Annotated in this window: 23 protein-coding genes and 3 tRNA genes; 7 read left to right on the top strand and 19 right to left on the bottom strand. The window is 68.5% G+C overall.

All coding sequences use genetic code 11. The annotated features are described in order from the left end of the window. Positions 1-389: 389 nt before the first annotated feature. The 5 genes from eno to BSZ40_RS00960 form a co-directional block, all read right to left on the bottom strand. Positions 390-1670, bottom strand: a complete 1281-nt coding sequence (eno, locus tag BSZ40_RS00975; protein ID WP_073822415.1) for a phosphopyruvate hydratase — start codon at positions 1668-1670, stop codon at positions 390-392. A gap of 287 nt (positions 1671-1957) precedes the next feature. Continuing rightward, positions 1958-2398: a hypothetical protein gene (locus BSZ40_RS11440; RefSeq protein ID WP_143180836.1), complete on the bottom strand. Its 441-nt coding sequence runs from the start codon at positions 2396-2398 to the stop codon at positions 1958-1960. Between the two features lies 1 nt (position 2399). Beyond that, entirely contained in the window at positions 2400-2678 is a 279-nt protein-coding gene (locus tag BSZ40_RS00970) for a hypothetical protein (protein ID WP_073822329.1), read from the bottom strand. Then, a complete protein-coding gene (locus BSZ40_RS00965) occupies positions 2675-3175 on the bottom strand; it encodes a hypothetical protein (protein ID WP_073822327.1) in 501 nt (166 codons plus the stop codon). Before BSZ40_RS00965 ends, BSZ40_RS00970 begins: the two co-directional genes overlap by 4 nt. A 4-nt stretch (positions 3176-3179) precedes the next feature. Beyond that, on the bottom strand, positions 3180-3482 hold the full coding sequence (locus tag BSZ40_RS00960; RefSeq protein WP_073822325.1) for a hypothetical protein: 303 nt from the start codon (positions 3480-3482) through the stop codon (positions 3180-3182). 113 nt (positions 3483-3595) lie between these two features. On the opposite strand from BSZ40_RS00960, the gene BSZ40_RS00955 reads away from it, so the two are divergent. Then, positions 3596-4075 (top strand): DUF2004 domain-containing protein, encoded by a 480-nt coding sequence (locus BSZ40_RS00955; RefSeq protein ID WP_073822323.1) that lies wholly within the window; start codon positions 3596-3598, stop codon positions 4073-4075. Positions 4076-4134: 59 nt separating this feature from the next. Here BSZ40_RS00955 and BSZ40_RS00950 read toward each other — a convergent pair whose 3' ends face one another. Together BSZ40_RS00950 and BSZ40_RS00945 are read right to left on the bottom strand one after the other, a co-directional pair. Further along, positions 4135-4740 carry a GNAT family N-acetyltransferase gene (locus tag BSZ40_RS00950; RefSeq protein ID WP_073822321.1) on the bottom strand — a complete coding sequence of 202 codons (606 nt, stop codon included), beginning with the start codon at positions 4738-4740 and terminating at the stop codon, positions 4135-4137. After that, positions 4737-5321: a dienelactone hydrolase family protein gene (locus BSZ40_RS00945; protein WP_073822319.1), complete on the bottom strand. Its 585-nt coding sequence runs from the start codon at positions 5319-5321 to the stop codon at positions 4737-4739. Before BSZ40_RS00945 ends, BSZ40_RS00950 begins: the two co-directional genes overlap by 4 nt. 56 nt (positions 5322-5377) lie before the next feature. On the opposite strand from BSZ40_RS00945, the gene BSZ40_RS00940 reads away from it, so the two are divergent. Next, the gene (locus BSZ40_RS00940; RefSeq protein WP_073822317.1) at positions 5378-6322 is read left to right on the top strand and encodes a helix-turn-helix transcriptional regulator; all 945 of its coding nucleotides are present in this window, start codon (positions 5378-5380) and stop codon (positions 6320-6322) included. Here the strand turns inward: BSZ40_RS00940 and mfd are convergent. The 3 genes from mfd to BSZ40_RS00925 all read right to left on the bottom strand — a co-directional run bounded on the left by mfd (position 6319) and on the right by BSZ40_RS00925 (position 11751). Next, positions 6319-9897 (bottom strand): transcription-repair coupling factor, encoded by a 3579-nt coding sequence (mfd, locus tag BSZ40_RS00935; RefSeq protein ID WP_073822315.1) that lies wholly within the window; start codon positions 9895-9897, stop codon positions 6319-6321. The two genes, BSZ40_RS00940 and mfd, sit on opposite strands and share 4 nt — an antisense overlap. Positions 9898-10023: 126 nt before the next feature. Further along, the gene (pth, locus tag BSZ40_RS00930; RefSeq protein WP_143180835.1) at positions 10024-10623 is read right to left on the bottom strand and encodes an aminoacyl-tRNA hydrolase; all 600 of its coding nucleotides are present in this window, start codon (positions 10621-10623) and stop codon (positions 10024-10026) included. 525 nt (positions 10624-11148) lie between these two features. Further along, positions 11149-11751 (bottom strand): 50S ribosomal protein L25/general stress protein Ctc, encoded by a 603-nt coding sequence (locus BSZ40_RS00925; protein ID WP_073822311.1) that lies wholly within the window; start codon positions 11749-11751, stop codon positions 11149-11151. A gap of 157 nt (positions 11752-11908) precedes the next feature. Here BSZ40_RS00925 and BSZ40_RS00920 point away from each other — a divergent pair, with 157 nt between their 5' ends. Continuing rightward, on the top strand, positions 11909-12949 hold the full coding sequence (locus tag BSZ40_RS00920) for an adenosine deaminase (RefSeq protein ID WP_073822309.1): 1041 nt from the start codon (positions 11909-11911) through the stop codon (positions 12947-12949). 22 nt (positions 12950-12971) lie between these two features. Here BSZ40_RS00920 and BSZ40_RS00915 read toward each other — a convergent pair whose 3' ends face one another. The 9 genes from BSZ40_RS00915 to BSZ40_RS00875 all read right to left on the bottom strand — a co-directional run bounded on the left by BSZ40_RS00915 (position 12972) and on the right by BSZ40_RS00875 (position 19955). Continuing rightward, positions 12972-14186, bottom strand: a complete 1215-nt coding sequence (locus BSZ40_RS00915; RefSeq protein ID WP_073822307.1) for a UDP-N-acetylmuramate dehydrogenase — start codon at positions 14184-14186, stop codon at positions 12972-12974. A gap of 41 nt (positions 14187-14227) precedes the next feature. Next, positions 14228-15421: an MFS transporter gene (locus BSZ40_RS00910; RefSeq protein ID WP_222842719.1), complete on the bottom strand. Its 1194-nt coding sequence runs from the start codon at positions 15419-15421 to the stop codon at positions 14228-14230. Between the two features lie 147 nt (positions 15422-15568). Continuing rightward, complete coding sequence (locus BSZ40_RS00905; RefSeq protein ID WP_073822302.1) at positions 15569-16495, bottom strand: MaoC/PaaZ C-terminal domain-containing protein; 927 nt, start codon at positions 16493-16495, stop codon at positions 15569-15571. A gap of 119 nt (positions 16496-16614) precedes the next feature. Next, entirely contained in the window at positions 16615-17259 is a 645-nt protein-coding gene (locus BSZ40_RS00900) for a response regulator (protein ID WP_073822300.1), read from the bottom strand. Further along, a complete protein-coding gene (locus BSZ40_RS00895; RefSeq protein WP_084542516.1) occupies positions 17247-18566 on the bottom strand; it encodes a sensor histidine kinase in 1320 nt (439 codons plus the stop codon). The genes BSZ40_RS00900 and BSZ40_RS00895 overlap by 13 nt, the downstream gene beginning before the upstream one ends. Positions 18567-19355: 789 nt before the next feature. After that, on the bottom strand, positions 19356-19526 hold the full coding sequence (rpmG, locus tag BSZ40_RS00890; protein ID WP_073822297.1) for a 50S ribosomal protein L33: 171 nt from the start codon (positions 19524-19526) through the stop codon (positions 19356-19358). A 51-nt stretch (positions 19527-19577) separates the two neighbouring features. Further along, positions 19578-19651: transfer RNA gene (locus tag BSZ40_RS00885), tRNA-Met, on the bottom strand. Positions 19652-19688: 37 nt separating this feature from the next. After that, a tRNA-Thr gene (locus BSZ40_RS00880) sits at positions 19689-19761 on the bottom strand. Positions 19762-19873: 112 nt separating this feature from the next. After that, positions 19874-19955: transfer RNA gene (locus BSZ40_RS00875), tRNA-Tyr, on the bottom strand. 169 nt (positions 19956-20124) lie between these two features. On the opposite strand from BSZ40_RS00875, the gene BSZ40_RS00870 reads away from it, so the two are divergent. From BSZ40_RS00870 to BSZ40_RS00855, 4 genes are all read left to right on the top strand, one after another. Continuing rightward, positions 20125-20622 (top strand): YajQ family cyclic di-GMP-binding protein, encoded by a 498-nt coding sequence (locus BSZ40_RS00870; protein ID WP_073822295.1) that lies wholly within the window; start codon positions 20125-20127, stop codon positions 20620-20622. Positions 20623-20772: 150 nt separating this feature from the next. Next, positions 20773-21402 (top strand): TetR/AcrR family transcriptional regulator, encoded by a 630-nt coding sequence (locus tag BSZ40_RS00865; RefSeq protein ID WP_073822293.1) that lies wholly within the window; start codon positions 20773-20775, stop codon positions 21400-21402. Positions 21403-21597: 195 nt separating this feature from the next. Further along, on the top strand, positions 21598-22692 hold the full coding sequence (gene aguA, locus BSZ40_RS00860) for an agmatine deiminase (protein ID WP_073822291.1): 1095 nt from the start codon (positions 21598-21600) through the stop codon (positions 22690-22692). A gap of 6 nt (positions 22693-22698) precedes the next feature. Beyond that, on the top strand, positions 22699-24123 hold the full coding sequence (locus BSZ40_RS00855; RefSeq protein ID WP_073822289.1) for an APC family permease: 1425 nt from the start codon (positions 22699-22701) through the stop codon (positions 24121-24123). Positions 24124-24136 lie beyond the last annotated feature (13 nt).

The raw sequence follows: 24136 nt of genomic DNA, 5'->3' as shown, positions 1-24136 counted from the left end.
TTTCCGCGCGTCATAGTTCCCTCTCAGCCACCTCGTAGGCGCGCTTCAGGGGCCGCGCAGCCTGCGCCCAGGTCGGCGACACACGCTCGTCGCGACCGCCGGGCAGCAACCGCCCTCGCCATCGACTTGCCCCTAGCCGGGCTGTACCACGCGCCTGACGGGCGGTGGCCCGTGCGCGGGGGCACCCGTCAGCGCCCGGGTAGAGGCGGGTGGCCTTGTCGGGCGGTGGCCCGTGCGCGGGGGCACCCGAGTTGGCCATCCAGGCGGCAGAGGCGGAGCTATTTACCACTTAACCGCCCCGGGCGGCCAAATAGGGCGCGGCGCTGGGCGCAGACAGCAAGGCGGGGGCGACCTGGTGGTCGCCCCCGCCCGTGCGTGCGCTAGCTAGCTCAGGCGTCGTACTTGCGCGGGAAGGCCGACTTGCCCGCGTACACTGCGGCGTCGTCCAGCTCGTCCTCAATGCGCAGCAGCTGGTTGTACTTGTTGACGCGCTCGCCGCGGGCCGGGGCACCGGTCTTGATCTGGCCGGAGTTGGTGGCCACGGCCAGGTCGGCGATCGTGGTGTCCTCGGTCTCGCCGGAACGGTGCGAGGTCATGGTCTTGAAACCGGCGCGGTGGGCGTCGTCGACGGCCTGCAGGGTCTCCGACAGGGTACCGATCTGGTTGACCTTCACCAGCAGGGCGTTGGCGATGCCCTCGCGGATACCGCGGGCCAGGCGCTCGGGGTTGGTGACGAAGAGGTCGTCGCCCACCAACTGGACCTTGTCGCCGATCTCGACGGTCAGAGCCTTCCAGGCGTCCCACTCGTCCTCGCTCAGCGGGTCCTCAATGGAGACGATCGGGAAGTCGGTGATCAGCTGGCTGTAGTAAGCCACCATCTCGTCAGTCGACTTCTGGCCGCCCTCGAAGGCGTAGGAGCCGTCCTTGAAGAACTCGGTGGAGGCCACGTCCAGAGCCAGGGCGATGTCGTCGCCAGCCTTCAGGCCGGTGGCCTCGATGGCCTCCACGATCAGCTCCAGGGCCGCCCGGTTGGACTCCAGGTTCGGGGCGAAGCCACCCTCGTCACCCAGGCCGGTGGCCAGGCCGCGCTTCTTCAGCACCGCCTTCAGGGCGTGGTAGACCTCGGCGCCCCAGCGCAGCGACTCCTTGAAGGAAGCCGCCCCGACCGGCGCGATCATGAACTCCTGGATGTCGACGTTGGAGTCGGCGTGCGAGCCGCCGTTGAGGATGTTCATCATCGGCACCGGCAGCACGCGGGCGTTCGGGCCCCCGAGGTAGCGGAACAGCGGCAGGCCGGCGGAGTCCGCGGCAGCCTTGGCCACGGCCAGCGACACGCCCAGGATGGCGTTGGCGCCCAACTTGCCCTTGTTCGGGGTGCCGTCCAGCTCGATCAGGGCCTCGTCAATGAGGCGCTGCTCGGAGGCGTCGAAGCCGAGCAGTTCCGGGGCGATGATGTCGTCAACCGCGTCGACCGCGCCCTGCGTGCCCTTCCCGCCGTAGCGAGCGTCGCCGTCGCGGCGCTCAACAGCTTCAAAAGCACCGGTCGAGGCGCCCGAGGGGACAGCGGCGCGCGCGAGGGTGCCGTCGTCGAGCACGACCTCCACCTCAACGGTGGGGTTGCCGCGCGAGTCCAGAATTTCCCGGCCTCCGAGAGCGAGAATGGTAGCCACGTGTACTCCTTGTTAGTTCAGTGGACGATGACGTCATCAGTCACTGGCTAACGCTAGTACGTGCGGCCCGGCAGGTGGTAAGACCTTCGGCCGTTTCGCGTGGGGAGGAAGTGACGCTGCCACCCACCCGGGGCGGCGGGGTCGGTCACTTCGGCTACGGGAAGCAGTTCGCACACCGCTGGCTGCCCGGGACACCGAGGCAAGCAGCCGCCGGGGAAGTCCAGCGCGGGCACACACCGCTCCCCACTCAGGGCACTGCCTCGGGCCGACACGGCACTCCGTCGCCGCTATCCTCGCTCCTTTGGCGTGAAACCAGGGGCAGGCTCGAAACAAACCGTGGCCACGCTCCCACCCCCACTTTCACCGAACCAATTGCGGCACCGTTCCACCGACATCAGAGTGTATTTCCCGACGTCCGGATGCTCGAAGGACTCCCCCACACGCAGTAAAACCTGCTTTCCGCGCCCCGATATTGCATCAGCACTGGTTACCCGCGCCGCAAGCTCTCCCTCGATATTTTCAGTCCCCGCCAGATTGACTTCAATATCCTCTCCGACCTGAGTAATCGCATTTACCGCCGCAGACAACACCATTCCACTCTCACAAGCATCGGCCCCCAAATCAGGCACGACAACCCCCTTCACTTTGACCCAAAGCACACCCAGAAGCAACCCCAACACGAGGACCAACACCCTGAAGCGATAACTTACTTTCACAGTAGTTACCATCTCACTCCGACACTAACATCGCCAAAACATTTTTCAAAATCGTCCCAAGAAACCCTAAAGGTCGATCCGGTCCGTAATGGGGCCGCAGGCAGCCAGCAATAAAGTCTCGGCCCTGCGGCGAGTTGGCCACGGCCATCAGCGACGCCAGGTAGTAGCAGTCGCCGATTTTTCCCTGTTTCATGCGGCGGGGGTCGAGATTATTCAGCTCAAGCAGCACCCGGTCCAGCTCGCTCGCGGTGAGCCGTTCCCGGCGACCGATATTGATGTTCTGCTCGTTCACAACACCACGGGCTCAATATGCAGCCCCTGATAGAGCTGGGCGGCACAGTCCTGGGTATCTTTCGCTATCTGGCGGCAGTACTGGTTGTAGTCCCGCTGGATGGCGTGCACGCGGGGAATTATCTCCACCACCCCCGCCACGCCACGAAGCGCAAAGTTCCGGGCCGCCTCGTCATCCAATGCCGCGAGCTCCCGCCGCAGCTTAAGTATCTCCTCTTGCGTGGCCCACGGCTGCCAGGCGTAATACTCCAACGCTCGACTGCCCTGCAGATAGCCGTCCTGCAGCTCAGCCAGGTCGCCTTTTACGCCCTGCAACACCTCGCGGCAGGCTGCGACGGTTTTCCCCTCCCAATCGTTTAACTGCCACTCGACCTGCCGCAGAGAACTGTCCTGCTCCTCGACCGTTGCCGATTTGCGGCGCAGATCGTCGGCAAGTCGCAAGATGGCGGCGGGATCTCCGGGGACCTGGGGCAGCATCCCCGCGAAAAGTCCGGCCATGGGCTCAGCTCACCCCCAACGCTTCGTAGGTGAAGTCGTACTCGATCTCCTCTTCGGTGCTCTCCACGTCGGCGGCGAAATCCTCCAGCGCCCCGCTGGAACGTACGCACCAGTTGTGCAGGCGGTAGGTCCGGTCCTCTATATCCTTGCCATAACTCTCCACCGCCCGCGCCAGCAAGCTGTCGCCGAAATCTCTGCCGTGGTAAAGCTCCCCATCGGACAGCGCCTCAAACTCCTCGCCCACTGCTTGCACGGCGCGGGCCGCTTCCCGCACCCCGCCAGTGTCAACCTCCAGTGAGTTCCCCATTGAACGCTCCTTAGCTGCAGCAGACAGTTTGACCCTAGCAGCCACCGTCCAACCGCCCGGCAAAACGGCGCCCCGTCCTCCGAAATGTCAGTGCCCGCCCGTAGGCTGCCACCATGACGACGAGCACGCACCCGTACTTCGGTTCCCTGTCCACCGCCGACCTAGACGACTTTGACGTCATCTGGGAGCGCGAGCTCCCCCTCGGCCCTCTCACCGTGGAGACCGCCCTGTGGGCGGACGCCGACACCCCGCTGGCCACCGCCACCCTCGACGATTTCGCCGCCCTGCTGGGCCGCCTGCCGGAGGTCGACGGCCAGGCCCGCGCGGCCCTGACCGCCTACCTCACCGCCGAGGACTCCTACCTCACCTTCCACGTCCAGGAGATGGAGGGCGGCGACCAGCTGCCGACCGATCCGGCGGCGTTTGCCGCCGCGATGGTGCTCCACCACGTCGGGCTGTGGCTGGCGGACCCGGACAAGGAGGAGCCTGGCGTCGTCCTGGATTACCTGATCGACCCCGAGCACACGGACGAGATCCTCGCCGTCAAGCTCACGCCCTCTGGCGAGCACCTTACGGTTGCTTGGGAGAGCTAGCCGCTGCCCCTGCCGCAGCTAAGGCGCCCGGCTCCGCCGGTGGGTGGAGCCGGGCGGCCCTACCCGCCGGAGGCAGCCGTTGCCGGAACCTGCCTGGTGAGAATCCAGGCGTGTTTGCCTACCTGCCACACCTTGGTAAAGCCGAAGCTCTCCAGCAGTTCCGCAGTCGCGGTGAACAGGAAGCGCCCCTGCGCCAAGCGCCCGTACGTGGTTTCACTGATCGCCTCCACGAGCCCACCGCCCGCCCCCGCTATGAGCTCCAGGGCACCCGCGATGGCAGCGACCGCCAGCCCCCGGCCCCGGTGCTTCGGGTCGACATAGACGCAGGTGAGCCGCCAATCGGGCAGCGGCGGCGGCTGTCTGTCGTAGGCACGCTTGTGCTTTATGCCCGCCAATTCGGCGGGCGAACCGTACTGGGCCCAGGCCTGGCACCGCCCGTCGGCGTCCAGGACGAGGGCCGCGTGCGCTTCCCCCTGGAGCACACGCTCATGTTTGAGCTGCCGGTGGGCCGCGCGGGGTACCTGGCCGCATTCGGGGTGGTACCCGATGCACCAACACCCGCCATACACACCGTTGTTGCGCTCCACTAGTTCGGCGAAAAGGTCCCAGGTCTGGGGCTCCAAGGGCACGACGCGGATCTCTGCGGGGACGGGGCGGTCGCTCATGCCTCGTCCATCCTGGTCAGGGCGGCCAGCACGTTCTGCGTCAGCAAGTCCGCCACAGCGGGGTCATAATCCGGGGAGGCGGGTTCGCAAACCAGGTGTCCCCGTCCCGGGTACAGGTGGAGGCGCAGATTGCCGTATCTCTCCTGGCAGGCCTGCGCGGCTTGGTAGTCCCCATCGCCGACGAAGAACGGGTCGCGCTCCGTCGCGTACACCTCGACCGGACAATTGATCGGCCAGGCGCCCGGCAGCAGCTCCGGGTCGACGAAGGCATGCAGGAAGATGGCGCCCGCCGCGCCCTGTCGGCTCTGCAGCAGCCGTTGGGCTACCGAGGCCCCCAAAGAGAAGCCCGCGTAGACCACATTCGGCGGTAGATCAGCGCACGCCGCTGCCGCTCGCCGCCCCAATTCGTCCTCCCCAAGCTGTTCAACGTAGGCAAGCCCGGCGGACAGCTCAGGAAAAGTTCTGCCTGCAAAGAGGTCGGGTGTGCGCACGGTGTGGCCGACGCCGCGGAGCGTGTCTGCAAAGGCCTCAATGCCGGGCGTTAGCCCCAAGACGTGATGGAAAAGAACGACGGTACTCATGCCAACCACCCTAGGCACCGTTGCGGACGATTTGCGTCCCCATCTTTAATGAACGCATGGATACCGCCAGCTCCCTCGGCAAGGCACTGCGCGCCCTCGAACTGCTCCAGCTCCGCCCCGGCCTGTCCGGCCAGGCACTGGCCGAACAGCTGGAGATAAGCCCGCGCGCTGTGCGTCGCCTCATCACCAATCTGCGCGCGGGAGGTTTCACGATAACCTCTGCCCCTGGCCCCGGTGGGGGCTACCGGATTGAGCGCGGCCCCAGGACGCCCCTGGTGCTCACCGAGGAGGAACTGACGGCCGTAGCCATGCTGTTCATGCAAAACGCGCAGACCACCACCGGTCAGGCTGCCCGCTCGGCTGCCGCCAAGGTGCTGCGGGCCCTGCCCACCCGGGCCGTCGACGTCGCCCGCCCAGTGTTCGCCACCGTCACCGCCGTGGAGCAAGCCACGAACAACGCTCCCAGTCCCGCAATCGTGCTGCAGCTGGCCACAGCGATTGATCGGCGCGTGAGGATCGAGATGCGCTACCAACCGGTCGCGGGCGGCACCGCCGACCTGCGGCTGGTGGAACCGTGGGGCTTAGTGGTTCGCCAACACCGGTGGTACCTCCTCGGGCGCAACACCGCCCAAGGCCAAACCCGCACCTACCGGATAGACCGGATCACCGAGATCCGTGCCACCGATAGCGAGTTCTCCCCGCCCAGCGACCTTGACGCCGCAGCTGTCTTCACCGAACACCTACGCACCAGCTGGAAGCATCCCACGCGGGTCGATATCGACGCCCCGCTCGCCACCGCCAGCCGCTGGCTGCCAACAACCATGGGCACGCTGACCGCGACCTCGCCGACGACCTGCCAGCTCACAGGCCGCACGAACAACTGCCAGGCCTACATCACAGACCTGCTGCAGACCCCCTTCACCTGCACGGTACGGGGCGGTGCGCAGCTGCTGGCTGCGGCCCAGGCTGTGCACAGCCGCCTGCGGATAGACCTCGGTTAGGGCTGCTGGATGTCGGCCAGTACCTGGCCTACCCAGGCCAGCAGCTCGTCGTCGTCCACCGCAGTGGTGCCAAGCGCCCGGGGGCGCGGCAGCGGCACGTTGACCGCCCGAATAGCGGGCTTGACGGCCGAGCCCGGGTAGAGGCGCCGCAGGCGCAGCTGCAGGGAGTCGGGCACCTCCAGGGGGGCCAGGCGCAGGTGCTTGGCCTGCACCACCAGTTCGGCCAGCCCCAGGGCGCGAGCCGCGGCCCGCAGCCGCGCCAGCACGAGCAGGCGCTCGACCTGCACCGGGACGGGCCCGTAGCGGTCGACCAGCTCCTCACGCACCGCTTCCAGGGCCGTCTCGTCGCTGGCGGCCGAGATCTTCGTGTAGATCTCCAGGCGCAGCCGGTCGTGAGAGACGTAGCTCTCGGGCACGTGCGCGTCCACCGGCAGGTCGATGCGCACATCGGCCTCGGGCCGCTCCCGCTCCCCCCGGTACTCGGCGACCGCGTCGGCCACCATCCGGACGTACAGGTCGAAGCCGACACCCGCGATGTGCCCGGACTGCTCGCCGCCGAGCAGGTTCCCGGCGCCCCGGATCTCCAAGTCCTTCATCGCCACCTGCATCCCGGCCCCCAAGTCGGTGTGGGCCGCGATGGTGCGCAACCGCTCGTACGCGGTCTCCGTCAGGGCCGGGGAGGCCGGATAGAGGAAGTAGGCGTAGGCCCGCTCACGGGACCGCCCGACGCGCCCGCGCAGCTGATGCAGCTGGCTGAGCCCCATCTTGGAGGCCTGGTCAACGATCAGGGTGTTGGCGTTGGAGATATCCAGCCCCGTCTCGACGATCGTGGTGCACACCAGGACGTCGAACTCGTGGTTCCAAAAGTCAACGATCACGCGCTCAAGCTGCTGCTCGCTCATCTGCCCGTGCGCCACCGCGATGCGGGCCTCGGGCACCAGGCGCGTGAGCTTGGCGGCAGTGTCCATGATCGACTGGACGCGGTTGTGAATGAAGAAGACCTGCCCGTCGCGCAGCAGCTCGCGGCGGATGGCGGCCGCCACCTGCCGCTCCTCGTAGGCCCCGACATAGGTCAACACCGGGTGGCGTTCCTCCGGCGGGGTGGCCAAGGTCGACATCTCCCGGATGCCCGTCACCGCCATCTCCAGGGTGCGCGGGATCGGGGTGGCGCTCATTGCCAACACATCCACGTTGGCGCGCAGCGCCTTCAGGGTCTCCTTGTGCTCCACCCCAAAGCGCTGCTCCTCGTCGATGATCACCAGGCCGAGGTCCTTGAAACGCACCTCGCCGGTCAGCAGCCGGTGGGTGCCGATGACGACGTCGACGCTGCCGTCCCGGGTGCCGTCCTTGACGGCCTGGGCCTCCTTGTCGCTCTGGAAGCGCGAGAGGGCCTTCACGGTGACGGGGAAGTTGGCGTACCGCTGCGTGAAAGTCTCCAGGTGCTGGGAGACGAGCAGGGTGGTGGGCACCAAGACCGCCACCTGCTTGCCGTCCTGCACCGCCTTGAAGGCCGCGCGCACCGCCAGCTCGGTCTTGCCGTAGCCGACGTCACCGCACAGCAGCCGGTCCATGGGCACTTCCCGCTCCATGTCGGCCTTGATCTCGTCCATGGTGGCCAGCTGGTCGGGCGTCTCGACGTGGGCGAAGGACTGCTCCAACTCCAGCTGCCAGGGTGTGTCCGGGCTGAAGGCGTGGCCTTTGGTGGCCTGCCGGGCGGCGTAGATGCGCAGCAGCTCCTTGGCGATGTCCTTGACGGCCGCGCGGGCCTTGTTCTTGGTCTTCGCCCAGTCGGCGCCGCCCATGCGGGACAGGGCGGGGGCGTCCCCGCCGACGTACTTGGTGACTTGGTCCAGACTGTCGGTGGGGACGAACAGCCGGTCGCCGGGCTGGCCGCGCTTGGAGGGCGCGTATTCGATGACGAGGTATTCGCGTTTGCCCGCCTTGGTGCCGTGGCCGACGGTGCGGGAGATCAGCTCCACGAAGCGCCCGACGCCGTGTACCTCATGCACCACATAGTCCCCGGCCTGCAGCTGCAGCGGATCGACGGCGTTCTTGCGGCGGGCGGGCACCGCCCGGTCGCGGGCCTGCTCGCGGGCGGCCCGGCCGGTGATGTCGGCCTCGCCGATGAGGACGACGCCCGCCGCCGGGCTGGTCAGGCCGTGCAGCTGGGCGGCCGTGGTCACGGTGAGACTGGCGGGCGCGGGAGCGGCGGTGAGTTGTTCGGCGAGGGTGGCGGGCAGGGCGGCGGCGGTGAACTGCTCGACCACCCGGCGGGCCATGCCCGGCCCCTGGGTGGTGACGACGACGCGCTGGCCGTCGGCCAACCACCGCTTGACGTCGGCAAACAACGCCGGAATGTTACCGCGGTAAGGGGGCAGGTCCTGGGCGGCCGCCGGGGTGTCCGTGCCGCCCGCAGCGGGGTGCGCATCGCCGACCGGATTGTCGGCCTGCGGCAGCGACGGCAGGCTGGTTACCTGCCAGCAGGGCAGCGCCCGGGCCTGGGCCCGCGCCCGGATCTGCGGCAGGGGCAGGAAGGAACCGCCCCGCAGATCAAGGGGGGCGCTGCCGCCCGCCGCGGCCGACGACCACGCGGCCACCAGGAACTCCTCCGAGGTGGCCAGCAGGCTCTCCAGCCGGGTGCGGATACGTTCCGGCTCGTGCAGGAGCACCAGCGCATCCGGGGCCACGAGGTCCAGCAGATTGTCGAGCTTGTCCACCAGCACCGGCAGCAAACTCTCCATGCCCTCGGGGGCCAGGCCGTCGGCGATCTGGGCGAGCAGATCGGCGGCGCCCGGCAGCTGCCCGGCCAGGGCGGCCGCCCGCTGCCGCACCGCGGCGTCGAGCGGAATCTCGCGGCACACCGGTGCCCACACGCCGTGCGGGGCGGGGGCGAAGGTGCGCTGATCAGCCACCGTGAAAGAGCGGATCTCCTCGACCTCGTCCCCGAAGAACTCCACCCGCACCGGGTGGGCGTCGGTGGGCACGAAGACATCCAGGATGCCGCCACGCACCGCGAATTCGCCGCGCCGCTCGACCATGTCCACTCGGCGATACCCGGTCTGCGCCAGCTGCGTCACCGCCGCCGCTAGGTCGCAGCTCTGGCCCACCTGCAGCTGCAAGGGCTCCCGCTCCCCCAGCCCGGCCACGATCGGGGCGGCCGCCGCCCGGATGGGGGCCAAGAGCACCCGAATGGGGCCCGCCAGCGGCCCACTTTGCGGATGGGCCAGGCGGCGGGCCACCGCGGAGCGGCGCGCCATAGTGTCGCTGCGGGGCGAGAGCCGCTCGTGCGGCAGGGTCTCCCACGCGGGAAAAAGCGCGATCTGGTCGGCCCAGGCGGCGGGCAGGTAGTCGGCGAGCACGGCCGCGAGGTCTTCGGCCTCCCGGCTGGTGGCGGTCAGCACTACCAGGGGGCGGCCCGCCGCCCCGTCCGTGGGGGCCGCCAACTCAGCTAACAACGCCCCCCGCAGCGCCAAAGGCACGCTAAAGGTGCGGTCCTCAGGGGAGTGCAAGGCGGCGCGGGGTGCCGCGACGGCGGGGTCGCTGGCCAACAGCGGAGTCAGTCCGGAAAGTCGCACCGCGCCAGCCTACGGGGTGGGCGGCCCTGCTGGCGAGGTGGGCCGCCGGACGCGCCGTGGCCGGGCAGGTATCCCCGGATCAGGCCAGCGCGGGCCAATGCGCCACGCCACCGGCCACGCGCCGTGTTAAGGCGCGGCGTGCAGCCGCATCTGGGCCAACTCCAGTCCGCGCACCGCCACGTCCTCGATCGCGTCGGCCGCCAGCTCCAGCTGGAGCGCCAGCTCGGGCTGCTCCGCCGCGGAGAAGTCGGACAACACGTAGTCGGCAGGGTCCTGCCGCCCGGGTGGGCGCCCCACCCCGAAGCGCAGGCGCAGGTAGTCGCGGGTGCCCAGGGCCCCGGAGATCGATCGCAGGCCGTTGTGGCCGCCCTCCCCGCCGCCCCGCTTTAGCCGCAGGGTCCAGGCGGGAAGGTCGAGCTCGTCGTGCACCACCAGCAACCGCTCGGGAGCGATGCCGTAATAGGCGGCCAGCGCTTTTACCGGCCCCCCGGAGACGTTCATGTAGCCGTTAGTGCGGGCCAGGATGGCGCGCGGCCCCGGCACCCCGCCCGGGCCCACTCCCAGGCGCACATCGGCAAGGTAGGTCTGGGACGGGTGGCGGGCCAGGCTCGCCCCCGCCCGGCGCGCCAACAGGTCCACCACCATGCGGCCGACGTTGTGCCGGTTGTCCTCATACTTGCGCCCCGTGTTACCCAGGCCCACCACGAGCCACGCGTCAGATCCCATGAGGCCATCCTGACGCATCACCCGCGCCCGGCAAAGTTGCCGCCAGCCGGAGACAGACGCGCCGCCGCCCTAGTTGGCCGCCTAGGCGCGCGGGGACCGCCCTAGTTGTCTACCCACGCGCCTCATCCGGTGTATATGGCGCCTGTGCTCTCTCCGTAGCTAACTAGGGCGAGCGGCGCGGGTGCCCACCGGCCAGGCAGACAGACGCGCCGCCGCCCTAGTTGGCCGCCTGGGCGCGCGGGGACCGCCCTAGTTGTCTACCCACGCGCCTCATCCGGTGTATATGGCGCCTGTGCTCTCTCCGTGGCCAACTAGGGCGAGCGGCGCGGGCGCCAACCGGCCAGGCAGACAGGAGCCCGCGCCCCTGGCCAACTAGGGCGAGCAGCGCGGGTGCCCACCGGCCAGGGAGACAGGGACCGGCGCCCCTGGCCAACTAGGGCGACCAATCGGGCACCCCGGCATGCGCGACGGCCCGGCCACGCAAAAGCGGGGGTGGGCCACAGCCCACCCCCGCCTCGTTTCGTCTTACTCGGCGGCCTCTTCGGCTTCCTCGGCGCTCTCCTCGGCGGGCAGATCCTCCTGCGGGATGGAGACAGTCAGCACGACGGTCTCCGGGTCCAGATCGGTCTGCACGCCGCGCGGCAGCTGCAGGTCGGCCACGCGCAGCACGGTGCCGTCCTCCAGGCCCTCCACCGAGACCGCGAGGCTCTCAGGAATCGCGGTGGCCGAGGCCTCCAGGGTGATGTTCTGCAGGTCGACGGCCACCATGGTGCCGGGGAAGGACTCGCCCTCGGTGACAACCGGGACCTCCACGGTGACCTTCTCGCCCTTGCGCACCGCGAGCAGGTCAACGTGCTCGATAATGCGGGAGACCGGGTCACGCTGGATGTCCTTCACCAGCGCCAGGGATTCTTCGCCGTCCACGGTCAGGTGCAGCACCGCGTTGGCATTGCCCTTGACGGCCAGGAACAGGGCGTGGGCCGGCAGCGCCAAGTGCACGGGGTCCATGCCGTGGCCGTAGAGAACGGCCGGGGTCTGGGCGGCGCGGCGCAGGCGGCGGGCAGCGCCCTTGCCGAACTCGGTGCGCACGGTACCGGTGATGACCAGGCGGTCTTCGGACTGGGACATAGTCTTTCCTTTCGGTGTGGGTGGCGAGCGGTCAGCGCGGGCGTAACCCACACCGCGTCGATAACGGAATTTCTTCCCTCGCCGAGGTACCCCGTGAGTCTAACCGACGCACGACCTCGATTTTCGAGCGGCCCTAGTTACATGGGACACTGACCCGATGCGGGATCTCCACCAACTGCCTAAAGCCCACCTGCACCTGCATTTCACCGGCTCAATGCGCCCCGCCACCCTCCTGGACTTGGCGGCCAGAGCAGGCATCCGCCTCCCGGCGAACCTCACCGATTCCGTGTACGACGTGCCTGCCGACCAGCGCGGCTGGTTCCGCTTCCAGCGGTCCTACGATGCGGCCCGCGCCCTGGTGCGCTCCGAGGCAGTGATGCGCCGTCTCCTGCGGGAGGCGGCCGAGGATGATGCCGCCGAGGGCTCGCGGCGCCTGGAGTTGCAGATCGACCCCACCAGCTATGCCCCCTTCGTGGGGGGAATCACTCCCGCCCTGGAGATCGTGTTGGATGAGGCCCGCCAGGCCAGCGCGGCGCTCGGCATCGAAGTGGCGATCATCGTGGCGGCCTCCCGCACCCGCCACCCGCTAGAGGCCCGCACCCTGGCCCGGCTGGCGGCCCAGTACGCCGGGGACGGCCCGGGGCAGGTCGTCGGCTTCGGCCTATCCAACGACGAACGGCGCGGCAACACCGCCGAGTGGCAGGCGGCGTTTCGCATCGCCCGCGATGCCGGCCTGGCCGGGGTCCCCCACGGCGGCGAGCTCCTTGGCCCCGCCCACGTGCGGGCCGTCGTCGAACACCTGGCTCCCGCTCGGCTCGGGCACGGGGTCCGCACCGCCGAGGACCCTGCCCTGTTGGCCGCCGTAGTCGACGCGGGGATCGCCTTCGAAGTGTGCCCGGCGTCGAACGTTTCCCTCGGGGTCTACCACGAAACCCGCCACGTGCCGCTAGCCACCCTGCGGGCTGCCGGGGCGCGTATCGCCCTAGGGGCCGACGACCCGCTGCTGTTTGGCTCCCGCCTGGTGGCCCAGTACGAGGCCGCCCGCGACGCGCACGGCCTGGACGATGCCGCCCTGGCGCAGCTGGCCATCGACTCAATCGACGCGAGCCTGGCCAGCCCGGCGGCCAAGGCGCGCTGGCGCGCCGAGATCGCGGCCTGGCTGGCCGCCCCCGCCACCGCGGGGCAGGCCGCAAGCTAACCCGCCTGCGGCCGTGCGCCGCCTAGGGAGCGAGCACCACCGGTTCGGGTTCCAGCTCGACCCCGAACGCCTCGCGTACTCCTTGCTGAATGGCGCTACTGACCGCCCGAATATCGGCGGCGCTGGCCGCTCCCCGGTTGGTGATAGCCAATACGTGCTTCGTGGACAGGCTGGCCCGCCCGGCGGTCAGCTCCGTTCCATACCCGGGCGCGAAACCGGCCCGCGCAATCAACCACGCGGCCGAGGTCTTCACCAGGCCCGGCACCACGGGGCCCGGGTCCAAAATGTTGGTCGCTAGCGCCGGGTTGCGGACCGCAAAGCGCGGCGCGTCAGCAGGCAGGGTAGCCGCCGCGGCCTCGCTGAGCACCGGATTGAGGAAGAACGAGCCGGCCGACCAGGTGTCGTGGTCGGCGTCGTCCAGCACCATGCCCTTGCCGCGCCGCAGCTCCAGCACCGCGGCCCGCACGCTGGCCGCCGGGGCGCGGTCCTCCAAGTTCACCCCGAGGGCGCGCGCCAGCTCCGCGTAGCGCACGGGAGCCGAGAGGGAGGCGTTGCGGAACTGGAAGGTGGCCTCCAGCACAACATACCGGCCGGTGGCCCCCCACGAGGTGCCATCGGGCCGGGTCTCGCTGCGCGAGGTCTTCAACACGCTCGTGCGGTAGCCGAGCTTCAGGTCCCCCACCGGCAGCAACCGGGTCCGGCCGCGCTCCCGGTCGTAAACCCGCACCGAGGCCAGCGTCCCCGCCACCTCGGCACCGTAGGCGCCGATGTTTTGCACCGGAGCCGCCCCAACCGTGCCGGGAATGCCAGACAGCGCCTCCAGCCCCATCCACTCCTCGACCACCGCGCGGTGCACGAAGTCGTCCCACGGCACCCCTGCCGTGGCGCGCACGGTGACCCCGCCACAGCCCGAGGCATCCTCCACGACGACGGACGTGCGAGCATCGCGCAGCACCAGGCCCGCAAAACCGTCCTCGTGGGCCAACACATTGGACCCGCCCCCCAGCACCAGCAGCGGCTGCCCCTGCGCGTCAGCGGCGGCAATGGCCGCAGTCATCTCCTCCTCGGAGTGGGCCTCCAGGTACTGGGCGGGGGCGCCGCCCACCCGCAGGGTCGTCAATTCCGCCAACGTGGGGGCGGGGGTGGTGCCGGGCGTGTGCCGCACGGACGTTACGGGCGGGATGAGAGCCGAGTGCTCACCAGCGGACAACGCCGGGCCGGGCATTTCACATGTCATGCCCCTCAGGGTAACGGCAGGCCGCCGCCCGACAGCCAGAGTCAGGCGGCTGTTTCTCGGTCGGCCAACTGATCTTCCAGCGGCCGGGGTCGGGCCGCCGACGCGAAGAGCAAACCTAGGGCCACCGGGAAGGCCAACACCCCTAACGCCCAGCGGTAGCCGAAGTGGTGCACGAGCTCCCCCAACAGCGGCGGGCCCGCCAGGAACGCCCCGTACCCGATGGTGGACACCACCGCCAGGCGGGCCGCGGCCCGCACTGGCTCTTCGCCGGCGGCCGCGAAACCGAGCGGGAAGCCCAAGGCCGCGCCCGCCCCCCAGATGACGGCGCTGACCATCGCCAGGCCCAACCAGGGGGAGGAAACGAAACCGACCACCCCGAGCAGGCTGGCCCAGGCACACAGACGAATGACCAGCACCCGCCCGAACCGTGCCACCAGCCAGGTCCCGGCGAAACGCATCGCGGTCATACCGCTGACAAAGATCGCGAAGGCCACTGCCCCCAAGTAGTTGGCCGCCCCAAAACTATCCACGGTCGCCAGGGCGATCCAGTCGTTGGCCGCCCCCTCCGTGAGGGCCGCGCCCAGCACGATCATGCCGAGCGCCAAGGTACGGCCCTCGCCCCAAGCACGCAGGGCCTGCACCCCGCGGGATTTGGGACCCCCCGTCGGCGGCGGCACCGGGAGGTAGAGGTGGGTGGCGACCACCGCGAGAACAACAAGCACCGCCCCCACCGCGAGCATCTGCAACCACACGGCCACCCCGAGCGCCGAGCTGGCCGCCCCAATGCCCGCTCCCACCACCGTGCCCAACGAGAAACCGCCGTGGAACTGTGGCATGAGCTCGGTCCCTCCGGCCTTATCCACCGCCGTGCCGTGCAGGTTCATCGCCAGGTCCGTCAGCGAAAACACAATATTGAGCGCCACCAAGGCCACAATCAGCCCCCACCGGCTCCCCAGGGTGGCCGCGCCCGCGGCCCCCACCAAGGTCACGGCCTGCCCGATGACCCCCAGACGGCAGATGAGTTTCGGACCAAAGTGGCTCGTGATGATCCCTGCCAGCGGCAAGGTGCAGATCGACCCGAGCGAGCCGACAAACAAGATCCGCCCCAACTGCTGCGGGGTCAAATCCAGCAGGTCACGCACGGCAGGCAGCCGCGAAGCCCAGGCGGAAAACGCCAACCCGCAGGCAAAAAAGATGGCGAAGGTGGCCCAACGAGCCCGACGAATACTGTGCACCAGCAGATACTAGGCACATCGCCGCTGCCCACCCGCCGGGCACGCTGCTGACTACCTCACTGCCACCCCACGGGGCCGGGCGCTACCCTTCCCACATTGCGCAGGTGGTGTCTCTGCCGCCCCACCGAGCCGGGTGCCACCACAGCCTCATGAGGCGGCCGGACGCAGGGTGACGATCGCGCGCCCGAGCACCGCCTCACCCGCGCAGGTGACGGACAAGTTGACCTTAGCGCCGCTGGCCGTCCCCGCGAGCGCTAGGTCCGTGGCGCGCTCCGGGGCGATGGGCACCATGCCCGTGAAGTTAGCCCGCACCTCCTGGACCGCCCCGGGGGCGCCCGCCCAGGCCTCGACCGCGTTGGCGGCCAGGGCGAGGGTGAGCATGCCGTGGGCGATGGTGCCGGGCAGGCCCGCCAGGCGGGCGGCGACCGGGTTGTGGTGGATCGGGTTGAAGTCTCCCGACGCCCCGGCGTAGCGCACCACGTGGGTCAGGTGCACGGCAGCTGTCGTCTCGAAGCCCGTCGGGTTGGTGGCGCGCGACGGCACGGCGAGCGTCACCGGAGTCAAGCTCGCGGCGGTAAGCGCGGCGGCCGCGCATTCGCCCTCCCCCGCCTGCGACGGCGGCGCAGTGGGCGGCTCGGGGGCAGCGGCGGGTGGCAGCATGGCCAGCGTGGAGGTGACGACGGCGGCCACCCCACGCGGACCGGTCACGGTGGTCTCGGTGGTGAGCGTCGTCGTCCCGGCCCGGCTGAGCAGACGCTTAATGCGGGGCTCGGCCTGCAGCTGATCTCCGGCCCGGATGGGCTCGTGCAACGCGATGACCTCGGCCGCGTGCAGCACGCGCGCGAAATCTATTCCTACCTCGGGGTCGGCCACCACGGCCGCCTCTGCCCGCTGCGCCACGATCGCCACGAACGTCGGGGCCGCGACGGAGCAGGGGGCGGCGGGGGTAGGTGCCTGCCCGATACCGCTCGCGCCCGCGCCCCAGGCCCGGCCGGTGGCCGCCGCGAAGGCCGTGAGCTCTTCTTGCCCCACGGCATAGGTGACGGACGGGTAGGTGCGTGCAGTGATATCCATACCCGCGACCCTAGGCGGCGGGGCGCCGCCCGGGCAGGCACGGCGCCCCTAAGTTCACCCGCGTCCTTTTGGCGGCTAGCGCCAAGTCCTCGCCCCAGTGGGCCGTGGCCGGGTGCCGCCTAGCCGCCAAGCAGCTGCAGCACGGCTCGCACCCGCCTATGCACCGCCGCGTCAGCATGCAGCCCCAGTTTGGCGAACAGCCGCTGGATGTGCTTCTCCACCGCCCCCGTGGTCAACACCAGGCGCTGCGCGATCGCTGCGTTGGAAAATCCCTCCGCCATGAGCTCCAGTACCTCGCGCTCGCGGGCGGACAGGCTCTCCACGGGGTCGTTGCGGCGGCCGCGCTGCAGCACCTGGGTCACCACTTCCGGGTCGAGCACGGTGCCCCCGGCTGCCACGCGGTCCACCGCGTGAAAGAACTGCTCCAGGTCGCTGACCCGGTCCTTCAGCAGGTAGCCGAGCGCCCCCTCGCCGCTGGCCAGCAACTCGGCCGCGTAGGACAACACGACGTACTGACTGAGCATGAGCACCGGCGCGGTCGGCCAGGCCTGCCGGATCTCCAGGGCGGCACGCAGCCCTTCGTCGGTGTGGCTCGGCGGCATGCGAATGTCGCTGATGGTCAGGTCGGGACGCAGCGTCAGGCAGGCGGATACCAGGCCGGGGCCGTCCGCCACGCTGGCCACCACCTCGTGTCCCTCCTCGGCCAGCAGCAGGGCCAGGCCCTGACGCAGCAGCACCGAATCGTCGGCGATCAAGACGCGCACGGGATCACCGCCTGGATGCGGGTGGGACCGCCGGTCGGGGAGAAAATGGTCAGCTGCCCGTCGACGGCCCGCAGCCGCTCCGCTAGGCCTGCCAAGCCGAACCCCTTGGCTAGCGCGGCCCCGCCCTGTCCGTCGTCGTCCACGGTGATCAGCAGCTGTGCGTCGGTGACCGTGAGGTTCACCACCGCCCGGGAGGCGGCCGCGTGCTTGTTGACGTTCGCCAGTGCCTCGGAGACCACAAAGTAGGCGGCCACCTCCACGTGTTCGGGTAGTGGCGGGATGGTGCCCTGCAATTGCACTGGCACCACTGAGCGGGCCGTGGCCTCGCTGAGGGCCGCCAGCAGGCCGCGATCAACCAGCACCGGTGGGGCGATACCGCGCGAGAGCTGGCGTAGCTCGGCCAGCGTTTGCCGTGTCTGTTCCAGGGCGTCAGTCAGCAATGCAGATGCCTGGTCGGGTTCTTGCGTGAGGCGCCGCTGCGCCCGCGCCAGATCCATCTGTAACCGCACCAGCCGCTGTTGCGGACCGTCGTGCAGGTCTCTCTCCAAGCGCCGCAGCTCTCGGGTCTCGGCCTGGCGGGCGGCCTGGCGGGAGCGGGTCAGGTGCGTGATGTTCTCCTCCTGGCGGGCCGCGCGGCACAGCATGAGGTCACTCAGGCGCACGTGGGCCAGCTCCAGGGCGGGTAAGACGCGCGGCATGGTGAGGAGGAAGATGACCCCAAGGACGGTCGAGATGGTTAGGTCCAGCCAGACGTCGTAGGGCAGACCAAACGCCTCCGCCAGCCCGTTGCGCACCTGGTGGGGGAAGATAAGCTCGAGCAGTTCCAGCACCGGGGTCGCCAGGGCCCCGAGCGGCACCGACACCCACAGCACCGCCAGCACCCACGTCACGGTTGCCAGCGGAAAGGTCACCAGCACCCAGGCGGCGTCCCGCCACGGCTGTCTGCGCCGCAGGGCCCGCCACAAGCGGTTTCCGCCGGGGCCGTCCAGGGGCGGATAGAGGTCGGGCGGGGGAAGCAGGCCGTGCACGCCGCGGTTGTAGGCCCGTTGCAGTTGGGCCGCGCCGCGAGCCGTCCAGAGCCCAGCTAACAGCAACCCCAGGCCGACCCAGATGATGACGGTGCCGACGCCCACCGCGAGCAAGACCACCACCATCACGAAGAAGAACAGGTGCAGGGGCCACTGCAGCAGCAAGAAGGCGGCCGCCCGGGCAGCAGTGCGGACCTGGTCTCGCGCGTTGGCGGGCGGCGCTGCGGCGGGAAGCGGGGAGGCGGGAAGCGGGGAGGCGGGAACAGTTTCAGTATTCATGTCCCTCACTCTTCCCGGTCGGACCTGCTGGGCATATGCAGCTACCTGGTCATGTTAGCCAGGCGTTCGCGCGCGGCCACCGCGACGCCCAGGGACTACTAAGAGGTCATCGTGGCACCACCATGTCCTTGCGGCACCACCATGTCCTTACGCCGCCTTAGTCGTCGCCACCATCATGCCCTTGCGGCACCACCATGTCCTTACGCCGCCTTAGTCATCGCCACCGCCATGTCCTCACGTCACCACCATGCCCTTACGTCACCACCATGCCCTTATTTCAGTGTTTTAAGGACATGGCGGTGCATTAAGGACATGACGGTGAACCAACAACATGACGGTGGGGTGTGATGGGCATCGGCGGGATCGACGCTGACCGTTGCGCGCTTCGCAGCCCTCGAAGACAAAGCGTCGACCCTACAGCGGTTTGCGCCCGTTCGTAACGGGCGGCGTTTGGAGCTGGGATCACCCTTTAGCCGGCTAATGGTCGAGCCCGCCCCAGCCAGTGGGGCACCCCCCATCCCCGCCAGCAAGGCTCCGCGCTAGGGACAGCCCGCCGGAAAGCGCCGTTACCACCCCCATCCCCGCCAGGCAGGCTCAGCTCACGCCTGGCGGGCTGACCGGCCTGTGGATCGGCAGCGGCGGTCGAAGCAGCCCGCCGGTGGCGGCTTGCTACTGCCTGCGCCGGGCACCGGGCTCGGCGGCCGTGCAGAGTTGTCCGCCGCGTCCGAGCAGACAAAACGGCAGGTGCCCACCGTTATTCCGGTGAGCACCTGCCAGTGACTATTGCGCTTAGCGGGTCTCGCGGTGCGCGGTCGACTTGTTGCAACGCGGGCAGAACTTAGCCAGCTCCAGTCGATCCGGGGTGTTACGCCGGTTCTTCTTGGTGATGTAGTTGCGCTCCTTGCATTCGCTGCAGGCGAGCGTGATCTTCGGGCGGACGTCCTGAGACTTGGAAGCCACGATTCCTCACTTCTCCGTTTCGCAGCCAGGGGCCGCAGTTTGCTTGTTTCGTAGCGGGAGCGGGGCTTGAACCCGCGACCTCACGATTATGAGTCGTGCGCTCTGACCAGCTGAGCTACCCCGCCAGGTGTGGCCCCACCAGCTTTCACTGGGCAAGCCTAGAGCCCCGAAAGGGAATCGAACCCTTGACCTTCTCCTTACCATGGAGACGCTCTGCCGACTGAGCTATCGGGGCGGCGCGGGAAACTTTACCTGGCCGCTACGGATTTCTCCAAACCGGCCGGGCGTGAAACCCGCCACACTCCGTTGCTCCTGCTGGAACAACCCACCCCCTGCCGGAGGCGCAGTGGCGAGTGAGGGATTCGAACCCCCGAAGCATTCCGCGGCTGATTTACAGTCAGCTCCCTTTGGCCGCTCGGGCAACTCGCCAAGTAGTGCGACGCAGACTCTACCAACACTTCGGGGGTTTGCGCCAACTTTCCCGACGGTGAAGCACGTCACCGCGCCCCCACCTTCCGATGCGGGCCGCCGTTCTCCTTGGATTTGCGCACCTTTGCGGCCACAATGGGCGCAGGCAACCGGCGACGTTAGGAGTGTCATGGCCGCAGATTCGTCATTCGATGTGGTGTCCAAGGTGGATCGCCAGGAGGTGGACAACGCCGTCAACCAGGCGGCTAAGGAGATTGCCCAGCGCTACGACTTCAAGGGCGTGGGAGCATCGGTGACCCTGACCGGCGATGCCGTGACCATGGTGGCCAACTCCGCGGACCGGGTGCTGGCGGTGCTGGACGTACTGCAGTCCAAGCTCGTCCGGCGGGGCATCTCCCTAAAGGCCCTGGACCTAGGGGACGGCACCCCGAAGGCGTCAGGCAAGGAGTACCGCCTGGTCGGCACGTTGCGCGAAGGGCTGAGCCAGGAAGTCGCCAAGAAGATCACCAAGCTGGTGCGCGACGAGGGCCCCAAGGGCGTCAAGGCTCTGATTCAGGGCGACGAGGTGCGGGTAACTTCAAAGTCTCGCGACGACCTGCAGGCAGTGATTGCCCTGTTGAAGGGAGCCGATTTGGATGCCGCTTTGCAGTTTGTGAACTACCGCTAAGACCAATGTCAAAGGGGCGGCTCCGGCCGCCCCTTTGGCCTGCCGACTGCGCGGCGACTATCGCCCTTTTCGCGCCTCGGTTTTCCAGTTCCCGTTGTCGGCACAACATTCGGTAGGCCAACGCGCCCGCTGTCCTTACACTGGGGCACTATGACCCCTGCCACCCCCCTCCTGCCGCCCCATGCCGGTCTCTCACCGCGCGGCATTGGCAGTTCCTGGCGCATCGAACAGATACTGGCGGCCGCCGTGCGTGTCTTCGGGGCAGGCGGTCATGGCGCGGTAACGCACCGAGCGGTGGCAGCCGAGGCGGGGGTGTCCGTGGGGCTCACCACCTACTACTTCAAGAATCGGGAAAATCTCCTCTTCTCCGCCGTCAAGTACGCGATCTCTATCGAATCTGCACGCCTGCACGCATTGGTTGACGATCTGCCCGCGCAGCTTCCCGCCGACCGCAGCGTGGCGGTGCTTACCGAGATGTTTTTCGATAAGACAGTGGCCGATCCGCTGTACGACCTCGCGCTCTTCGAGATGTTTTTGGAGGCCACCCGCAACCCGGCCGCCCGCGAATTGACACGTGCCTGGACGGAGCTCATCTTGGGGTTAGTTGAGCGGGTATTACCCCCCACAGATCCCAGCCTGCCACGCGCCCAGGCAGTACAGATAGTGGCGGCCACCATTGACGGCTTAATGCTGGAGGAGGCCGCCAACCAAACGCTGGGCCTGGCGGCGCTGCGCACCCACCTGCAGGCGGTAGTCGACCGCCTGCTCCCCCACCCCTAGGACCAAAGCCCCTCCGTAACGCAAATCACATGTTGTACATTTGTGCAAACTAACTTGTACATATGTACAACCTCGCTTTGCCGCAGAACGGGGCCCTTCCCGCGCCTGCCACGCCCTTCATTCCGCCGCCTTCACCCCCAACGTTCCGCCGCAGCCGGCGCGCGTTCGGCTGCTTGCCAGCCCCTAGGAGGGAAAATGTCCCTGCTCACCACCACCCCCAAAGCCGACGGCTTCCGCATGCCCGCCGAGTGGGAGCCCCAAAGCGCCTGCTGGCTGGTCTGGCCAGAGCGACCCGACAACTGGCGCCTCGGCGGCAAGCCCGCCCAGGCAGCATTCACCACCGTCGCCTCCACCATCGCCAGCGCCCAACCAGTAACGATGGCCGTCTCGGCCGCCCAATTCGTCAACGCCCGCCACCAGCTGCCACCCACCGTCCGGGTCGTAGAAATCAGCAACAACGACTCCTGGATGCGCGACACCGGCCCGACCTTCGTCGTCAACGACGCCGGGCAAGTGCGCGGCGTGGACTGGCAGTTCAACGCCTGGGGCGGGCTGGTGGACGGCCTGTACTTCCCGTGGGACGCCGACGACCAAGTTGCCGCCAAAGTCCTCGAGATAGAGGGGCTAGACCGCTACCGCGCCCCCCTGGTGCTAGAAGGTGGGGCGATCGACGTCGACGGTCAAGGCACCGTCCTCGTGACCGCCGAGACCATGCTCTCCCCCGGGCGCAACCCCGACCTCACCCAGGAGCAAATCGCCGCCTACCTGTGCGACTACCTCGGTGCCGACAAAGTCATCTTCCTGCCCTTCGGGGTCTACCTCGACGAGACCAACGGGCACGTCGACAACTTCTGCCGGTTCGTCGCCCCCGGCAAGGTCATGCTGACCTGGACCGACGACGAGTCAGACCCCCAGTGGGAGCGCTCCGTCGCTGCCCTAGAGCTGCTCCAAAACGAAACCGATGCCCAGGGCCGCCCCTTCGAGATAGTCAAGATTCACCAACCCGGCCCGATCTACATCACAGCCGAAGAATCGGCCGGAGTCGACCCGGTAGACGGCACCCTGCCGCGCCTGCCCGGGGACCGGCTCGCCGGCTCCTACGTCAACTCCTACTACGGCAACGGCATCGTCGTCCTCCCGATCTTCGACGACCCACACGACGAGGCCGCCATCGCCACCTACCAGCAGCTCTTCCCCGACCGCCAAATCCACACCGTGCCGGGCCGCGAAATCCTGCTCGGCGGCGGCAACGTCCACTGCATCACCCAACAACAACCCGCGGGGCGGTGACGAAAAGTGGCCAGCGGAGGCAAAAAGTTCCGACTCATCGACGTCATTGGCTCCCTCATCTGTGTCGTCTTCGTCGCCGAAGCCATCGCTCCGGCCGCCGCCATTGGTAACTCCCAGTTCTTCTGGTGGCTAGCCCTCATTGCCGCCTTCGGTCTGCCCTACGGGTTGGTGGTGAGCGAACTGGGCACCACCTACGCGGCCGACGAGGGCGGGCTATACGACTGGGTACGCCGCGCCTACGGCGATCGGTGGGCCTCGCGGGTCGCCTGGTGGTACTGGATCAACTTCCCGCTGTGGATGGCCAGCCTGGCGGTGCTATTCCCCGCCTCGCTGCAGGTCATGACCGGGCACACCCTCCCCCCACTGGTGGGGCTGGCCATCTCCCTGGTGTTCATCTGGTTGGTGGTGTTCCTCAGTTTTGCGCGCGCTAGCGACTCCATCTGGATCATGAACCTGGCCGCCACGTTGAAGATCGGCATCGCCCTTGCCGTTGGTGGCCTCGGCTTGTATTACGCCACCCGCCACGGCTGGGCCAGCGACATGTCGCCTGCCACCTTCCTGCCGTCACTCGACGCCTCGGCCCTGACCTACCTGTCGATCATCCTGTTCAACTTCATGGGCTTCGAAGTGATCGCCACTTTCGCCGGGGAAATGCGCAACCCCCGCACGCAGATTCCGCGCGCCATCATCACCGGCGGCATCGTCATCGCCGCCATCTACCTGCTCAGTTCCTTCGGGCTGGCCGCCGCCATCCCCGCCCGCGACCTCAGCCTCGACTCCGGCATTCTCGACGCCGTCGGCATCATGACGGGGGCGGGCAGCTGGTTCCTCGTCACCATCGGGGTGGTCTTCCTCCTCACCCTGGTCGGCAACATGGTCTCCTGGTCCTTCGGGGTCAACTATGTGGTCGTGTGCGCGGCCCGCGATGGCAACCTGCCGCGCCTGTTTGCCTCCGTGACCAAACGCAGCGGCATGCCCAAGGGCGTGAGTCTGGCCAACGGCGTCATCGCCACCGCGCTCGCCTGCCTGGCCCCCCTCGCACAACAGCTACACCTGGCGGACCTGTTTTGGACCCTGTTCTCGGTCAACGTGGCCTTCCTCTTGCTGTCCTACTTGCCGATGTTCCCGGCCCTGTTGCGGCTCCGGACCGCTGACCCGACGGCCAAACGGGTCTTCCGCGTCGCCGGCACCACCCCCACCCTGCGCCTGGCGACTTGGGTCCCGATGGCCCTCATCATCCTCTCCGTCATCGCCACCCTGGTGCCGCTGGGCGGGAGCGAAGACGAGCTGGCCAAACTACCGGGCCTTATCACCGTCGGCGTTTTCCTCCTGCTCGGGGAAGCGTTGCGCCTGGCCGCCGCCCGCCGCCGCGCCTGCGACTACCGCGGCATGGCCCTCGACGGCCCGCCGCCCGCCCGCACCACCACCTAAAGCCACCCACCTG

Source organism: Buchananella hordeovulneris (assembly GCF_001907235.1).
Classification (GTDB): Bacteria; Actinomycetota; Actinomycetes; order Actinomycetales; family Actinomycetaceae; genus Buchananella; species Buchananella hordeovulneris.
Note: the sequence above shows the minus strand (reverse complement) of the source record. Positions and strands in the feature narration are given on the sequence as shown.